At 61.3% G+C, this 13769-nt stretch carries 14 protein-coding genes; 3 read left to right on the top strand and 11 right to left on the bottom strand.

All coding sequences use genetic code 11. From position 1 onward, the window contains the following. Positions 1-138: 138 nt before the first annotated feature. The gene (locus tag AB5Y91_RS08355; RefSeq protein WP_368169535.1) at positions 139-1629 is read left to right on the top strand and encodes a SulP family inorganic anion transporter; all 1491 of its coding nucleotides are present in this window, start codon (positions 139-141) and stop codon (positions 1627-1629) included. Positions 1630-1801: 172 nt separating this feature from the next. Here AB5Y91_RS08355 and arsC read toward each other — a convergent pair whose 3' ends face one another. The 9 genes from arsC to AB5Y91_RS08310 all read right to left on the bottom strand — a co-directional run bounded on the left by arsC (position 1802) and on the right by AB5Y91_RS08310 (position 9240). After that, positions 1802-2233 carry a glutaredoxin-dependent arsenate reductase gene (arsC, locus tag AB5Y91_RS08350; protein WP_368169534.1) on the bottom strand — a complete coding sequence of 144 codons (432 nt, stop codon included), beginning with the start codon at positions 2231-2233 and terminating at the stop codon, positions 1802-1804. Beyond that, positions 2230-3306, bottom strand: a complete 1077-nt coding sequence (gene arsB / locus AB5Y91_RS08345) for an ACR3 family arsenite efflux transporter (RefSeq protein WP_368169533.1) — start codon at positions 3304-3306, stop codon at positions 2230-2232. The genes arsC and arsB overlap by 4 nt, the downstream gene beginning before the upstream one ends. Then, positions 3306-4547 carry an organoarsenical effux MFS transporter ArsJ gene (gene arsJ / locus AB5Y91_RS08340; protein WP_368169532.1) on the bottom strand — a complete coding sequence of 414 codons (1242 nt, stop codon included), beginning with the start codon at positions 4545-4547 and terminating at the stop codon, positions 3306-3308. The genes arsB and arsJ overlap by 1 nt, the downstream gene beginning before the upstream one ends. A gap of 7 nt (positions 4548-4554) precedes the next feature. Beyond that, complete coding sequence (locus AB5Y91_RS08335) at positions 4555-5571, bottom strand: ArsJ-associated glyceraldehyde-3-phosphate dehydrogenase (RefSeq protein ID WP_368169531.1); 1017 nt, start codon at positions 5569-5571, stop codon at positions 4555-4557. Positions 5572-5581: 10 nt separating this feature from the next. After that, a complete protein-coding gene (locus AB5Y91_RS08330; protein WP_368169530.1) occupies positions 5582-6079 on the bottom strand; it encodes a protein phosphatase in 498 nt (165 codons plus the stop codon). 108 nt (positions 6080-6187) lie between these two features. Then, complete coding sequence (gene arsA / locus AB5Y91_RS08325) at positions 6188-7987, bottom strand: arsenical pump-driving ATPase (protein WP_368169529.1); 1800 nt, start codon at positions 7985-7987, stop codon at positions 6188-6190. Positions 7988-8055: 68 nt separating this feature from the next. Then, positions 8056-8484 (bottom strand): arsenite efflux transporter metallochaperone ArsD, encoded by a 429-nt coding sequence (gene arsD, locus AB5Y91_RS08320; RefSeq protein ID WP_368169528.1) that lies wholly within the window; start codon positions 8482-8484, stop codon positions 8056-8058. 3 nt (positions 8485-8487) lie between these two features. Continuing rightward, positions 8488-8856, bottom strand: coding sequence for a helix-turn-helix transcriptional regulator (locus AB5Y91_RS08315; protein ID WP_025327981.1), 369 nt, complete (start codon positions 8854-8856; stop codon positions 8488-8490). An 87-nt stretch (positions 8857-8943) separates the two neighbouring features. Then, positions 8944-9240 carry a helix-turn-helix transcriptional regulator gene (locus tag AB5Y91_RS08310; RefSeq protein WP_025327982.1) on the bottom strand — a complete coding sequence of 99 codons (297 nt, stop codon included), beginning with the start codon at positions 9238-9240 and terminating at the stop codon, positions 8944-8946. A gap of 107 nt (positions 9241-9347) precedes the next feature. Between AB5Y91_RS08310 and AB5Y91_RS08305 the strand changes: the two genes are divergently transcribed. Further along, entirely contained in the window at positions 9348-10430 is a 1083-nt protein-coding gene (locus tag AB5Y91_RS08305) for a permease (RefSeq protein WP_368169527.1), read from the top strand. A gap of 208 nt (positions 10431-10638) precedes the next feature. Here AB5Y91_RS08305 and AB5Y91_RS08300 read toward each other — a convergent pair whose 3' ends face one another. Both AB5Y91_RS08300 and AB5Y91_RS08295 read right to left on the bottom strand, forming a co-directional pair. After that, a complete protein-coding gene (locus AB5Y91_RS08300) occupies positions 10639-11718 on the bottom strand; it encodes an ATP-binding protein (protein WP_368169526.1) in 1080 nt (359 codons plus the stop codon). Next, positions 11715-12443, bottom strand: a complete 729-nt coding sequence (locus AB5Y91_RS08295) for a response regulator (protein ID WP_368169525.1) — start codon at positions 12441-12443, stop codon at positions 11715-11717. Before AB5Y91_RS08295 ends, AB5Y91_RS08300 begins: the two co-directional genes overlap by 4 nt. Before the next feature lie 155 nt (positions 12444-12598). Between AB5Y91_RS08295 and AB5Y91_RS08290 the strand changes: the two genes are divergently transcribed. Further along, positions 12599-13756 carry an efflux RND transporter periplasmic adaptor subunit gene (locus tag AB5Y91_RS08290; protein ID WP_368169524.1) on the top strand — a complete coding sequence of 386 codons (1158 nt, stop codon included), beginning with the start codon at positions 12599-12601 and terminating at the stop codon, positions 13754-13756. Positions 13757-13769 lie beyond the last annotated feature (13 nt).

Here is a 13769-nt window from a genome sequence, read left to right as displayed (position 1 = left end):
CTCTGGTTGCCACAACCGGAGCGTTTTGTTCATCTGTCATATACCAATACAACAATGTGATCCTGCCAAAATGCCACCTGACCCCGGGTCTGTGGCGACTTGCGACCATGGATCCTCAACAAGCGAGAAAATCCCCCCATGCTGGAACGTGCAAGACAAGAGTGGTTCTCCAACATACGTGGCGACCTGCTGGCCGGTATCGTGGTCGCCCTGGCGCTGATCCCGGAAGCCATCGCCTTCTCCATCATCGCCGGAGTAGACCCCAAGGTCGGCCTCTATGCCTCCTTCTGTATCGCCGTGGTCATCGCCTTCGTCGGCGGTCGCCCAGGAATGATCTCCGCCGCCACCGGCGCCATGGCGCTGCTGATGGTGACCCTGGTCAAAGAGCATGGCCTGCAGTATCTGTTGGCGGCGACCCTGCTCACCGGCCTCTTCCAGATAGCGGCGGGCTACCTGAAGCTCGGCAGCCTGATGCGGTTTGTCTCCCGCTCCGTTGTCACCGGCTTCGTCAATGCGCTGGCCATCCTCATCTTTATGGCCCAGTTGCCCGAGCTCACCAACGTCACCTGGCAGGTCTACGCCATGACGGCGGCCGGCCTTGGCATCATCTATCTGTTCCCGCTCATCCCCGTGGTGGGCAAGCTGGTGCCCTCCCCGCTGCTTTGCATCGTCATACTGACGGCGGTGGCCATCACCATGGGGATAGATATTCGCACCGTGGGCGACATGGGCGAGCTGCCCGATACCCTGCCCATCTTCCTGTGGCCCGAGGTGCCGCTCAATCTCGAGACCTTGGTCATCATCTTCCCCTACTCTGCGGGTCTGGCCGTGGTGGGTCTGCTCGAATCCATGATGACGGCGGCCATCGTCGATGACCTGACCGATACCCCAAGCGATCGCAATCGCGAGTGCAAGGGCCAGGGGATCGCCAACCTAGGTGCCGGCCTGATGGGGGGCATGGCGGGGTGCGCCATGATTGGCCAGTCCATCATCAACATCAAATCCGGTGGCCGTGGTCGCCTCTCCACCTTTGTGGCGGGCACCTTGCTGATCCTGATGGTGGTATTCATGGATGAGTGGATCCGCCAGATCCCCATGGCGGCCCTGGTGGCCGTGATGATCATGGTCTCTATCGGGACATTTTCCTGGGAGTCGGTGCGCAACCTGAAAACCCACCCCCTCTCCACCAGCATCGTGATGCTGGCCACAGTCGCCGTGGTAGTGGCTACCCATAACCTGGCGCTCGGAGTATTTGTCGGGGTACTGCTCGCCTCCCTGTTCTTCGCCAGCAAGGTCGCCCGCTTCATGTTGGTCAAGAGCGACAGCGAGCGAAAAGGAGAAGTACGCACCTATCTGGTGCGGGGCCAGGTGTTCTTCGCCAGTGCCGAGCAGTTCTTTGCCGGATTCGACTTCAAGGAGGTGGTGGAGAAGGTGGTGATCGACCTCACCCATGCCCACTTCTGGGACATCACCGCCGTCACTACGCTGGACAAGGTGGTCCTCAAGTTCCGCCGCGAGGGCACCGAGGTGGAGATCATCGGCCTGAACGAGGCAAGTGCCACTATCGTTGACCGCTTCGGGGTACACGACAAACCGGAAGAAGTGGAAAAGCTGCTGGCTGGCCACTGATCACAAGACGGGATCCATCATGACAAGCATTGTTGCCGGGATCGACGGCTCACCTGCCCAGGCGGCGCCGCCTGGGCCTCGACCGGCACGGCGCTGCCGTGCTCCTGCGGAGATAAAGAGCGAGGGGGTGGCCATGGCCACCCCCTTCTTCCTTATACGGGCTCATGCCCCCTCACTCGATGCGCCGCCCTTTTTCGTCCACCACCCGCTCCCCGTCTTCCTTGGTGAAGGCACCTTGCTGTGGGTTCGGCAGTATATCCAGCACCACCTCTGACGGACGGCACAGCCTGGTGCCCAGCGGGGTGACCACTATGGGGCGGTTGATCAGGATGGGATGGGACAACATGGCGTCGATCAGTTCCTCGTCGCTGAATCCCTCCCCAGCCAGCCCCAGCGCCTCGTAGGGGGGCACATTCTGGCGCAGCAACCCGCGCGCCGGTATCCCCATGGCAGCAATCAGTGCGACCAGGGTCTCGCGACTCGGCGGCATCTCCAGATAGTGGATGACGGTCGGCTCCACACCTGAGTTGCGGATAAGTGCCAGCGTATTGCGTGAGGTGCCACAGGCCGGGTTATGGTAGATGGTGATAGCGGTGTCACTCATGCTTGCGCCTCCGCTTTGCCATAGTGGCGCTTCATACGCAGGGCCACGTTGACCAGGGCAATCAGCACTGGCACTTCAACCAGTGGGCCTATGACGCCGGCGAAGGCCTGATCCGAGCTCAGCCCGAACACGGCGATGGAGACCGCAATGGCCAGCTCGAAGTTGTTGCCGGTCGCAGTAAAGGCGATGGAGGCGTTCTTGTCATAGGGAATGCCCAGCTTCTTGCCCACCAGGAAGCTGGTGAAGAACATCAGCACAAAGTAGATCACCAGCGGGATGGCAACGCGAACCACATCCATGGGCAGCTCGACGATCATCTCCCCCTTGAGGCTGAACATCAGCACTATGGTGGCCAGCAGGGCGATAAGCGTGATAGGTGAAATAGCCGGGATGAAGCGCTCGCTATACCACTTCTCCCCCTTGGCCTTGACCAGGTAATGGCGGCTCAGGAAGCCTGCCAGGAAGGGGATGCCGAGATAGATGAACACGCTCTTGGCGATATCCAGCATGGTGATATCCACCGCGAAGCCCTGCAGCCCGAACAGGGGCGGCAGCACTGTAATGAACAGCCAGGCCATGAAGCTGTAGGTGAGGATCTGGAAACCGCTGTTGAGGGCCACCAAGCCAGCACCGTACTCCTTGCTGCCGCCGCCGAGATCGTTCCACACCAGCACCATGGCGATGCAGCGCGCCAGGCCTATCAGGATGAGGCCCACCATGTAGCCCGGCTGATCATGCAAAAACACCAGGGCGATGACGAACATCAGGATGGGGCCCACCAGCCAGTTCATCACCAGGGAGAGGGTGATGGCGCGGCGATCCCGGGTCATGGCGCCCATGGTGCCGTAATTCACCTTGGCGAGCGGCGGGTACATCATCAGGATGAGGCCTATGGCCAGCGGCACGTTGGTGGTGCCGACCGACATCGCCTCGTTCCACTGGGCCACCTGGGGGAACAGATAGCCAATTCCCACCCCTATGGCCATGGCGACGAAGATCCAGAGGGTGAGATTGCGGTCGAGAAAACTCATTTTTTTGCTGACGGGCAGATCGCCGCAGGCTGTTGTACTCATCACGAGACTCCATGAGGATTGGATGAAACGGGCGGCTGATGGCGGGGCAAACCGATTGAAATCAACGCCGCCAACAGGATAAAGAGGGTGGAGATCCAGAGGCAGGCCTCGAGACCATGGAGCTGGAACACCAGCCCGGAGAGCAGGGTGCCGAGCAGACGCCCCAGGGCATTGGCCATGTAGTAGAAACCCACATCCAGCGATACCCCGTCAGAACCGGCATAACTGACGATGAGGTAGCTGTGCAGAGAAGAGTTGATGGCAAACAGGGCGCCAAACACCATAAACCCTCCCACCAGACTGATGGCAGGGTGCAGATCGTAATGAAGCGCCAAGGCAATCAGGGCTGGGGTCAGTGCCAGCACCAATGCCCAGCGCATTGCCGCCTTGCCATCGGGTACCCGCCCCTCCCGCTTGCCGGTAAAGCGGGGGGCCTGGGTCTGAACCACACCATAAGCAATAATCCAGAGCGCCAGGAAGCCCCCCACATACCAGTGATCCCAGCCAAAGCTGGATGCGAGGTAGACAGGCAGCGCCACCACAAACCAGACATCCCGGGCCCCGAACAGGAAGAGACGGGCCGCCGACAGGTAATTGATGGCGCGGCTCTTGGAGAAAATTTCGCTGAACTTGGGCTTGTTCTTGGCTTTGCCGAGATCCCGTTTCAGGGTCAGCATGCTGACGCACCACACCAGCGCCAACGCCAGGGCCATGACCAGCACGGCCCCCTGAAACCCGAGCAGGGTCAGCAGGGCGCCACCGAGGAAAAAGCCCATCCCTTTCAGAGCATTCTTCGAACCCGTCAAGAGTGCCACCCACTTGTAGAGCTGACCCTGCGCCTCTCCCGGCACCAGCAACTTGATGGAGCTTTTGGCGCTCATCTTGTTGAGGTCTTTGGCTATCCCCGAGAGCGCCTGCGCCCCCATCACCCAGGGCACCGTCAGCCAGAGCGGCGGCACCAGCAGCATGCCCAATGCCAGCACCTGGAGGGCGAGGCCGATGTTCATGGTGCGGTTGAGCCCGAGGCGAGCACCGAGCCATCCCCCCACCAGATTGGTCACCACCCCGAAGATCTCGTAGAAGAGAAACAGGGAGGCGATGGCCAGCGGGCTGTAACCGAGCCCATGGAAGTAGAGCACCACCAACATGCGCAGAGCGCCATCGGTCAGGGTGAAGGCCCAGTAGTTGCCGGTCACCAGCAGATATTGGCGAGCCTCGGGGGAGAGTCGGGTCAGTGCCATGGTCGGGTTATCCTTGCGCCTTGTCCATTTGACCGACCATGCGCATCAGCTCGGCGGTGCGGTTGGCATAGCCCCACTCGTTGTCATACCAGGCGTAAATCTTCACCTGGGTGTCATTGATCACCATGGTGGAGAGCGCATCTATGGTGCAGGAGCGCGGATCCGTCTTGTAATCCACCGACACCAGGGGGCGCTCCTCATAGCCCATGATCCCCTTGAGCTCACTCATGGCGGCGGCCTTGAGCAAGCCGTTGACCTCGGCTTCTGTGGTGGGACGGTTCACCTCGAACACGCAATCGGTGAGGGAGGCGTTGGCGAGCGGCACCCGCACCGCATGACCGTTCAGCTTGCCCTTGAGCTCGGGGAAGATGTGGGTGATGGCGGTGGCAGAACCCGTGGTAGTGGGGATAAGGCTCAGGCCACAGGCGCGGGCGCGGCGCAGATCGCTATGGGGTGCATCCAGTATGGTCTGGGTGTTGGTGATGTCGTGAATGGTGGTCATGGAGCCGTGCTTGATGCCGAGCTGCTCGTGGATCACCTTCACCACGGGCGCCAGGCAGTTGGTGGTACAGGAGGCCGCCGTCACTATGGGGTGCTGCGCCTTGTCGTAGAGGTGGTGGTTGACCCCCATGACGACGTTGAGGACACCCTCTTCCTTGACCGGAGCTGTCACCACAACACGCTTCACCCCTTGCGCCAGATAGGCATTGAGCAGCGCCTTGGTTTTCATCTTGCCGGAAGCCTCGATCACCACATCACAACCGGACCAGTCGGTCTGACCGATCTCTTTGTTGCGAGTACAGAGGATGCGATGGTTGCCTATCACCATCTGGTCCCCCTCGGCGCTGGCTTCATGATGCCAGCGGCCATGGACCGAATCGAAGGTGATGAGGTGTGCCAGCGAGGCGGCGTCCCCGGCCGGGTCATTGATGCGCACAAACTCCACATCCGCCCAGTCGAAGGCGGCGCGAAATGAGAGACGGCCCATGCGGCCAAAACCGTTGATACCAACTTTGATAGTCATGCTGTTTTCCTTAACCGGCGAATGAATAGTGGCTGTTGAGGTAGTGAACGTGGGGCGCCAGGGTCAGCGCCTTGGGACGCAGCCCTTGCACCAGCGTCTTGACCTGTGTGGGGGCATAGCCCGATTCCAGCAGCAGTATGGCCGCCATCAACCCGGTACGACCCGAGCCACCACGACAATGAATGGCCAGGGTCTGACCCGCCGCCAGGCGAGCCAGCAGCGCCGTCTTGTGGCTGGCAAAGGCGGCGGCAAAGGGCGCCTCGGGGGCGCAGTCGTCCTCCACTGGCAGCTGGAACCAGGCCAGCCCCAACGCGGCGCACTCGGCGGGCAAGCTATCGGCCTTGAATTCGCCAAGCTCGGTATCGGGCATCATGGTGACTACCGCATCGGCCCCGGCGGCTTGCAGGGTCTTGAGGGAGGCTTGCAGGGAAGCCTCCTTGGTGCCAGGACAGGGGGTGAAGATAAGGCGGGCGCCATTATCCAGGTTCAGGATGTCAAAGGGGTGCATGATAAGCAGCGGCTCCATGTCTCATTGAGAACATCAGATTGGTTGGTGAAAACAGGTTGTTGGTACCCAGTGCTGGTGGCCGCAAGCCGCGACCACGCAAGCATCGTCTCACCCCTCCTTGTGGGCAGGGTGACATAAGTCTTGCAGGGCCTTGACGCCGACCGGTTCAACCGCCAGCAGGGGCACCACGGCATAACGCTTCCCATGCTCACCCCTGACCGCCTCGATATGGGGCTGCTGGCGACAGGCTCGCTGGGCAAGCAGGGGGGAGCTGACGCTGGCCGGGGACAGCATGTGATTGACTACCCAGGCCCAGGGCTCGATACCGGCGCGGCGCAAGTCGGCTTGCAAGTTGGCCGCCTCCTGTACCGGGGTGGGCTCGGGCAGAGTGACTATCATCACCTTGGTCTGTTTCGGGTCTTGCAACTGCATCATGGGGGTGGTGAAGTGCAGCCCTTTGCCCCCCATCTGACGGGCAATTTCCCTGTGATAGGCACCAGTCGCATCGAGCAGCAACAGGGTGTGGCCGGTCGGCGCCGTATCCATCACCACGAAGCGCTTGCCCGCCTCGCGAATGATCCGCGAGAAGGCCTGAAACACGGCGATCTCTTCGGTACAGGGGGAACGCAAATCTTCTTCCAGCAGGGCGCGGCCCTGGGCATCCAGACTCGCCCCCTTGGTGGCCAGCACCTGGGCACGGTAACGCTCGGTCTCGGCGTGGGGATCGATACGACTGACCTCCAGGCTCGGCAGTGCCCCTGCCAGTGTCTCTCCCAGATGGGCTGCGGGATCTGAGGTGGTCAGGTGAACCGGCAACCCCCGACTGGCGAGCTCCACCGCCACTGCTGCCGCCAGAGTGGTTTTACCCACACCGCCCTTGCCCATCAGCATGATGAGCCCGTGGCCATCGCTGGCCAGCTCATCGACCAGTTGCTTCAAGCCGGGATGTTGCTGGTCCTGTGACTCGGCGGCCGGGCGTTCGACCTCGAGGTTCCCGTTGACAGGCGCTGCGCCGAGTAACTGGCGCAGGCTATCGACCCCAACCAGATTGGTCGCCAATAGCGGCACTCTGTCTTGTGGCAGGCTGGCCAGCAGCGCTGGCATTTGAGCCATAGCCAGCTGCTCTCGTTGCCACAGGGCGGTCGCCAAGGGGTCATCAACCAGTTCGCTTTGCGGGAAGATGCCATTGATGACCAGTTGCTGATTGGCAAGGCCTATGGTCGCCAGTTCGTCATGGGTACGCGCCACTTCCCGAAGGGTCGAGGCTTGCGCTCGGGCGACCAGAATCAGCCGGGTTTTCTCTGCATCGGACAAGGCAGCAACGGCCTCGGCGTATTGGCTGCGCTGTTTTTCCAGTCCAGCCAATGGCCCCAGACAGGAAGCATCGCCCTTGCCTTGCTCCAGAAACTCGCTCCATGCCCCCGGCAATTGCAACAGACGTATGGTGTGACCGGTGGGGGCCGTATCGAAAACGATATGGTCGTATTCCCCCACCAGGCTGCTGTCGGTCAAGAGAGCAGTGAACTCGTCAAAGGCGGCGATCTCTGTGGTGCAGGCACCGGAGAGTTGCTCCTCGATGCTGCGCACCACGCTCTCGGGCAACTTGCCGCGCACCGGGCCAACGATCCGCTCCCGATAGGCTTGTGCGGCGGCTTGCGGGTCAATCTCCAGTGCTGACAACCCACTGACCGCCGCTATGGCGGTCATCTTGTTGCCTATCCGGGTATCGAACACCTGGCCTACGTTTGAGGCCGGATCCGTGCTGACCAGCAGTACCCTTTTGCCACTGTCACACAAGGCAACCGCATTGGCACAGGCCAGCGAGGTCTTGCCCACCCCGCCCTTGCCGGTGAAGAAGAGAAACGGCGGCGCATCATGGAGAAACGAGTAGTTCAGAAACGGGGACATGAGAGACTCCTATCAGAAACAACGAGGCAATTGACCGAGCAGCGAGCTTGCCAGCCAGGCAATGACGCTTAGCAGCAACCACTGCTGCCGGAGCAGCAGCCACTCTTGACGATCCCCTTGATGACGCCGGCCTTGCTGGACTCTGCTTCTGGTTGTTCAACGTCGGCACCATCACTTCCCGGGGCTTTAGGTAATGCCAGTCCCGCATAGCGCGCCAGTTCAGCGCGGCTGGGATAACGACCTGTGAGTACCACCTGACCATCCACCAGGGTCACAGGCAGTCCTTCTTCCCCGGTCAGTTCCAGGAAGGAGGCCACTGCGGGGGTCTCGGCGAAGACCAGGGGTTGTTGTGCCAGGTTGAATCGATATAGAGAGCCACCCTGTTGCTTGAGCCATTCGGCGTCACCGGCAAAGGTCACCAGCGCCTGATCAACCTCTGCGCCACATACCCCGCTGGAACAGCACAGGGCAGGGTCGAATACTTGTATCAGTCTCATGATCTACTCCTCATTGCAGCAAGGCTGCGCAGGCAACACATGGGGCGAGCAACCGGATTCGGCTCTCATCACCCCGCAGGCTTCCGGATGACCGGCGCAGCACTCCTCGGTGAGGTAGCCGATAAGACTCAGCATCAGGGGAATGTTGGCGCGATAGCGCAAAAAGCGCCCCTCCTGCTCCACCGAGAGCAGACCCGCGTGCAGCATGGCTTTCAGGTGAAACGAGAGGGTGTTGGGGGCTATGTCGAGCTCGCTGGCCAACTGGCCGGCAACCTGACCTTCCAACCCGGCCTTGACCAGCAGACGCCACACATCGAGGCGAATGCCGGATGCGAGGGACTCGAATACCTTGGTGGCGATCTCTTTGTTCATGGAACTTCCCCTTCATTCACTTCATAATTTCAACTATACAAGAATTATTGAAATGATCAGCATGGCCAGAGCCTATCGTCGATCTCCTCACTCCCTCTTGTCGTTCACACAGCACTCCTCGCGGAAAAACGCGATGATCTCTTCCAGCACCTCGTATTGAGAGACGCACAGCAGGGTGCGGCTCTCCCGGTTCTGCTTAACCAGGCCAACCGAAACCAGGGCCGCAATATGATGGCTCAGGGTCGAGGCGGGAATGGCGAGCTGCTTTTGCAAGTCTCCCACGGGCAGGCCTTGCTCCCCGGCCTTGACCAGGTGCTTGAAAATAAACAAGCGAGTCGGGTGACCCAACTCTTTCAATGCCTTGGCGACCGCTTCCAACTCCATGCTCCAACCCTCTTCATAGATGACATTTCGATATTACCAGAAATATCTTGACCACCCACATACTTCGATTATTTTAGAAATATAGTCAAACCTAAGAGGATATGAAGATGAATGACTGGTTAACCATGTTGACGGATGCATCTCGGATGTTTGTGTTCCTGGCCGTCGAACTCTCGGTGCTGTTCCTGGTGATCAGTGCCGCCGTCAGCCTGATCCGCCAGAAGATCCCCGATACCAAGATCCAGGCCATGCTGGGGGCTAGAAAAGGCAGAGGCTATTTGATTTCGGCTCTACTGGGTGCCCTGACCCCCTTTTGCAGTTGCTCGACCATCCCCATGCTACGCGGACTCCTGTCCGCCAAAGCCGGTTTCGGGCCAACCCTGACCTTCCTGTTCGTCTCGCCGCTGCTCAATCCGATCATCGTCGGCCTGATGTGGGTCACCTTCGGCTGGAAACTGACGGTCCTGTATGCCGTTATCGCCGCCGGCGTCTCTGTACTGGCGAGCATGCTGCTGGACATGCTGGGATTCGAGCGTCATGTGATTGACCCCAAAGAGGCCAAGCAAAGCAGCTGTGGCACAGGTTGTGGCACCACGACGAGTGAACCTGCCAGTGTGAGCGCAACAGCTTGCTGCTCAAGCAAGGCTATCAAGTCAGTCACACCGCTAAAGGCTCAGGCATCTTGCCGGCCCTCACAACCCGAGGCCACGCCAGCCATCTCTTGCTGCGCAGACGGCACTGCGGCCCTGACTCAGGCGCCGGTGAGATCCACGGCCTTCGCCAAGGCACGGGCGGATGCCTGGCAACAATTCAGGGAGGTGCTGCCCTACCTGCTGCTGGGAGTTCTAGTCGGGTCATTTATCTACGGCTTTATTCCGGCAGAGTGGATAGCCGCCCACGCCGGGGCTGACAACCCGCTGGCGATCCCATTCAGCGCCGTTGTGGGCATTCCGCTCTATATCCGGGCAGAAGCCGTGATCCCTCTGGCATCTGTGCTGCTGGGCAAAGGGATGGGCATGGGGGCTGTGATGGCACTCATCATCGGCAGTGCGGGGGCCAGTCTGACCGAGGTGATCCTGCTCAAGTCGATGTTCAGAACCCCTATGATGGTGGCATTCCTCACCGTGATCCTGGGAATGGCCATCCTGATGGGTTATCTGGCACAAGGACTGTCTGCGGCCCTGGCCTGAGATCGGCCGCACCGACGCGGTGAGATGGAACATGAGAATGGCGTGGGCGAAGGGACGGGAGCTGAAAACTCACAGACCAGAAAAAGCCATCCCAATCAATCGGATGAACTTGGATATGTGGAGAAGGGCATAACCTCGCTCACCCATCTCCGCGGATCAGGCTTACCGCACCACACCCGCAACAGATAAAGGAGGAGGCTGGCAGGAGTCATGGCCTGTCGTCAGCGGCCAAGATGGGCCAGGAAAGCAGGAATGTGGTGCCGCCCCGCCCATTGGGCTGGCAGAGGGCACTGCCGCCGTGGGCCTCGGCAATGGCCTTGACCACGGCGAGCCCGAGCCCGCTGCCGCCGCTCTTGCGCGAGCGCGACGGATCCCCCCGGCGAAACGCATCGAAGATATAGGCAGCAACCTCCTCGCCGATCCCTGGCCCCTCGTCTTCCACGCTCAGAGTGCACAGGGCACCCGAGCGTTGCAGGCGCACTGTCAGCAGGCCAGGCACGGCGTGCTTCTGGGCATTTTCCAGCAGCGCCATCAGGGCCTGACGGATGCGAAGCGCATCGCAGCAGACAGGGAGTTCGACATCGAGCTCCCGCTTCAGCATGAAACCGCTCGCAGCCAGGGGGCTGGCAAAGGCGTCAAGCACCACGGCAAGCTCGTCGGCCAGCCTTACCTCTGAGCGTTGCAGCTCCAGGTGGCCGCTGTCGTTGAGGCTCAATACCCGCAAGTCTTCGATCAGGTGGGTGAGGCCCTCCACCTGACGCAGCAAGCTTTCGAAGAGTTCGCGCTCTGGCAAAAATACCCCTTCGGCCAGCCCCTGCAAGCGGCCGCGCAAAATGGTCACCGGGGTGCGCAATTCGTGGGCGATGGCGGCATTCCAGAACTCCCGCTCGCGGGTCATGTTCTGCAGCCGCTCGGCCATGGTGTTGAAGTCGCGCACCAGTTGCGCCGTCTCCCCGATAGCCTGTTCATCGATCGGCACGCGGGCGTCGAGCCTGCCCTCTGCGACATCTCGCAGGCTGTTTGCCACCGAGTTGAGGGGGGTCAGGATGCGGCGAGAGAGACGAACCGCCACGTACAGCGCCATCCCCAATGCGATGAGAATGGTAGAGCCGACCCAGATCATCTCCACCCTCGAGGGGATCCAGCTCTCGGAGATGCTGCCGGGCAGGTAGGTCACGGCGATGGCATAAAACACATAGGTGCCGATCACCGCGAGGGAGATGATGCCGAGCGCCATCAGGCCCAGGGCATGGATGATCTGCCTGCGCAGGCCAGGTGCCGGTTTCATGCATCGCCACCGAAGCGATAACCAACCCCCCAGACACTGGCAGGTACCCCCTGGATGCCGTGGGCCTCGAGCTTCTTGCGCAGCTTGCTGATGTGGCTGTCCACTGTGCGTTCCTGGGTATCCCCTTCGGGCAGGCAGTGGGTCAGCAGCTCGGCGCGGCTGAACACCCGTTTCGGCGCCCGCATCAGAGAGGCGAGCAACTTGAACTCGGTCAGGGTCAGCTCCAGTCGCTGTTGCCCGTCATCGCGGCAAATGCTGGCTTCGTGACTCTCCAGATCGATCTGGAAGGGGCCGACCCGCAGCACCCGGGCAGTGGCTGGGGTTGCGGCCTTGGTGCGCCTGAGCACCGCCTGCACCCGGGCCACCACTTCTGCCGGGTTGAAGGGTTTGACCACATAGTCATCCGCCCCCATGCGCAGCCCCATCAGCTTGTCGAGGTCCTGATCCAGGGCGGTCAGCATGATCACCGGCGTGTCGCCACGGGCCCGGATCTCGCTGAGCACCTGCCAGCCATCGAGCTGCGGCATCTGTACATCCAGCAGCAGGAGATCGGGCTTGAATGCCTGGTGCATGGCCAGCGCCTCGCGGCCATCGGCGGCATGAAGAGTACGCAATCCGTGACGTTGCAGGTAGGCGGCGAGGATCTCGGCGATCTCGGCTTCATCCTCTGCAATCAGTACCAGTGACTGTACCGCCGGGCTGGCGGAAGCATGAAGATACGACATGGTCGGACTCGAAAATGGTGGGCTTGAACTTTATCACCGCCTCCATGGATTCTCCACAAAGCCTCGAATCATTCGCAATAGCCCCTCTCCATAATGCCCGCTCGATGTGCTCTCGCGGCAACACCATTCCGGGGAGACGGTTTAACGAGGTGAGTATGATGTTTGTCAAACAGCGGTATGCGGGCGCCCTGCTCGCCGTCATTGCCGCATTCGGGTTGGCGGGTTGCGATGGGGCGCCGCAAGCGCAAGATGCGCCGGCCCCCCTTCAGGTGTCGGTGATGACGCTGGCAGGAGAAGATCTTGTCATCAGCGAGGATCTGCCCGCCCGGGTGGCGGCACTGCGCAGCGCCGAAATTCGCGCCCAGATCAGCGGCATAGTGCAGCGTCGCCTGTTCGAGCAAGGCGCCGAGATCAGCGCGGGTACAGTGCTGTTCCAGATAAACCCGGCCCCCTTCAAGACAGACGTCGACAGCGCCGCCGCGGCATTGCAGCGGGCCGAGGCCGTGCTGGCGCGCGCCTGCATCCAGGTTGACCGCCTGGTGCCGCTGCTGCGCACCGAGGCCATCAGTCGCCAGACCTATGACGACGCCCTCTCCCTGCGGGATCAGGCGGCCGCCGACGTGGCCCAGGCCAAGGCGACCCTGGCACGGCACAAGCTGAACCTGCAATTTGCCAACGTAGAGGCCCCCATCGCCGGGCGCATCGATCAGGCCCTGGTGAGCGAAGGTGCCCTGGTGTCGCCCACCGATGCCACCCCCATGGCCAGGATCCAGCAGATCGATCAGGTCTATGTCGATGTCCGCCAACCGGCCTCTGTGCTGGAAACCCTGCGCCAGCAGGCAGGATCCATGGCCCCTGAACTGGAGGTGGAGATCCTCGGCAGCGATGGCAAGCCGCTAGGCATGCAGGGGCACATCCTCTTCTCCGGCATCGAGGTGGATGCCGGGACCGGCGACGTGTTGCTGCGAGTACTGGTGGATAACCCGGAGCGGCGCCTGTTGCCCGGCCTCTACGTGCAGGCCCGCATTCCCCGGGCTCACTACGCCAGCGCCCTGAGCGTGCCCCAGCAAGCCCTGGTGCGCACATCGGGTCAGGCCTGCGTGTGGGTGGTGGATGGCCAGGGGCAGGTACAGCAGGTGCCGGTCAACACCGCTGAACTGGTGGATCGCCAGTACCGCATCGCATCCGGGCTCAGCGCCGGGCAACGGGTGGTGATCGAAGGGATCGACCGCCTGACCCCGGGGGTTCAGGTCATTGCCCACCCCTGGCAACCCCTTGTTGCCAGCCAGCAAGCCGGCACTAACACCCGCTGAATCGGAGACATTC

The sequence above is a fragment of the Aeromonas sp. R4-3 genome (assembly GCF_040908275.1).
Taxonomy (GTDB): domain Bacteria; phylum Pseudomonadota; class Gammaproteobacteria; order Enterobacterales; family Aeromonadaceae; genus Aeromonas; species Aeromonas rivipollensis.
This window is presented reverse-complemented; position numbering and strand designations above follow the sequence as displayed.

Excerpts from the sequence above, each read along its gene's own strand:
- AB5Y91_RS08355 (WP_368169535.1), top strand. The coding sequence starts at position 139 with ATGCTGGAACGTGCAAGACAAGAGTGGTTCTCCAACATACGTGGCGAC.
- arsC (WP_368169534.1), bottom strand. The coding sequence starts at position 2,233 with ATGAGTGACACCGCTATCACCATCTACCATAACCCGGCCTGTGGCACC.
- arsB (WP_368169533.1), bottom strand. The coding sequence starts at position 3,306 with ATGAGTACAACAGCCTGCGGCGATCTGCCCGTCAGCAAAAAAATGAGT.
- arsJ (WP_368169532.1), bottom strand. The coding sequence starts at position 4,547 with ATGGCACTGACCCGACTCTCCCCCGAGGCTCGCCAATATCTGCTGGTG.
- AB5Y91_RS08335 (WP_368169531.1), bottom strand. The coding sequence starts at position 5,571 with ATGACTATCAAAGTTGGTATCAACGGTTTTGGCCGCATGGGCCGTCTC.
- AB5Y91_RS08330 (WP_368169530.1), bottom strand. The coding sequence starts at position 6,079 with ATGCACCCCTTTGACATCCTGAACCTGGATAATGGCGCCCGCCTTATC.
- arsA (WP_368169529.1), bottom strand. The coding sequence starts at position 7,987 with ATGTCCCCGTTTCTGAACTACTCGTTTCTCCATGATGCGCCGCCGTTT.
- arsD (WP_368169528.1), bottom strand. The coding sequence starts at position 8,484 with ATGAGACTGATACAAGTATTCGACCCTGCCCTGTGCTGTTCCAGCGGG.
- AB5Y91_RS08315 (WP_025327981.1), bottom strand. The coding sequence starts at position 8,856 with ATGAACAAAGAGATCGCCACCAAGGTATTCGAGTCCCTCGCATCCGGC.
- AB5Y91_RS08310 (WP_025327982.1), bottom strand. The coding sequence starts at position 9,240 with ATGGAGTTGGAAGCGGTCGCCAAGGCATTGAAAGAGTTGGGTCACCCG.
- AB5Y91_RS08305 (WP_368169527.1), top strand. The coding sequence starts at position 9,348 with ATGAATGACTGGTTAACCATGTTGACGGATGCATCTCGGATGTTTGTG.
- AB5Y91_RS08300 (WP_368169526.1), bottom strand. The coding sequence starts at position 11,718 with ATGAAACCGGCACCTGGCCTGCGCAGGCAGATCATCCATGCCCTGGGC.
- AB5Y91_RS08295 (WP_368169525.1), bottom strand. The coding sequence starts at position 12,443 with ATGTCGTATCTTCATGCTTCCGCCAGCCCGGCGGTACAGTCACTGGTA.
- AB5Y91_RS08290 (WP_368169524.1), top strand. The coding sequence starts at position 12,599 with ATGATGTTTGTCAAACAGCGGTATGCGGGCGCCCTGCTCGCCGTCATT.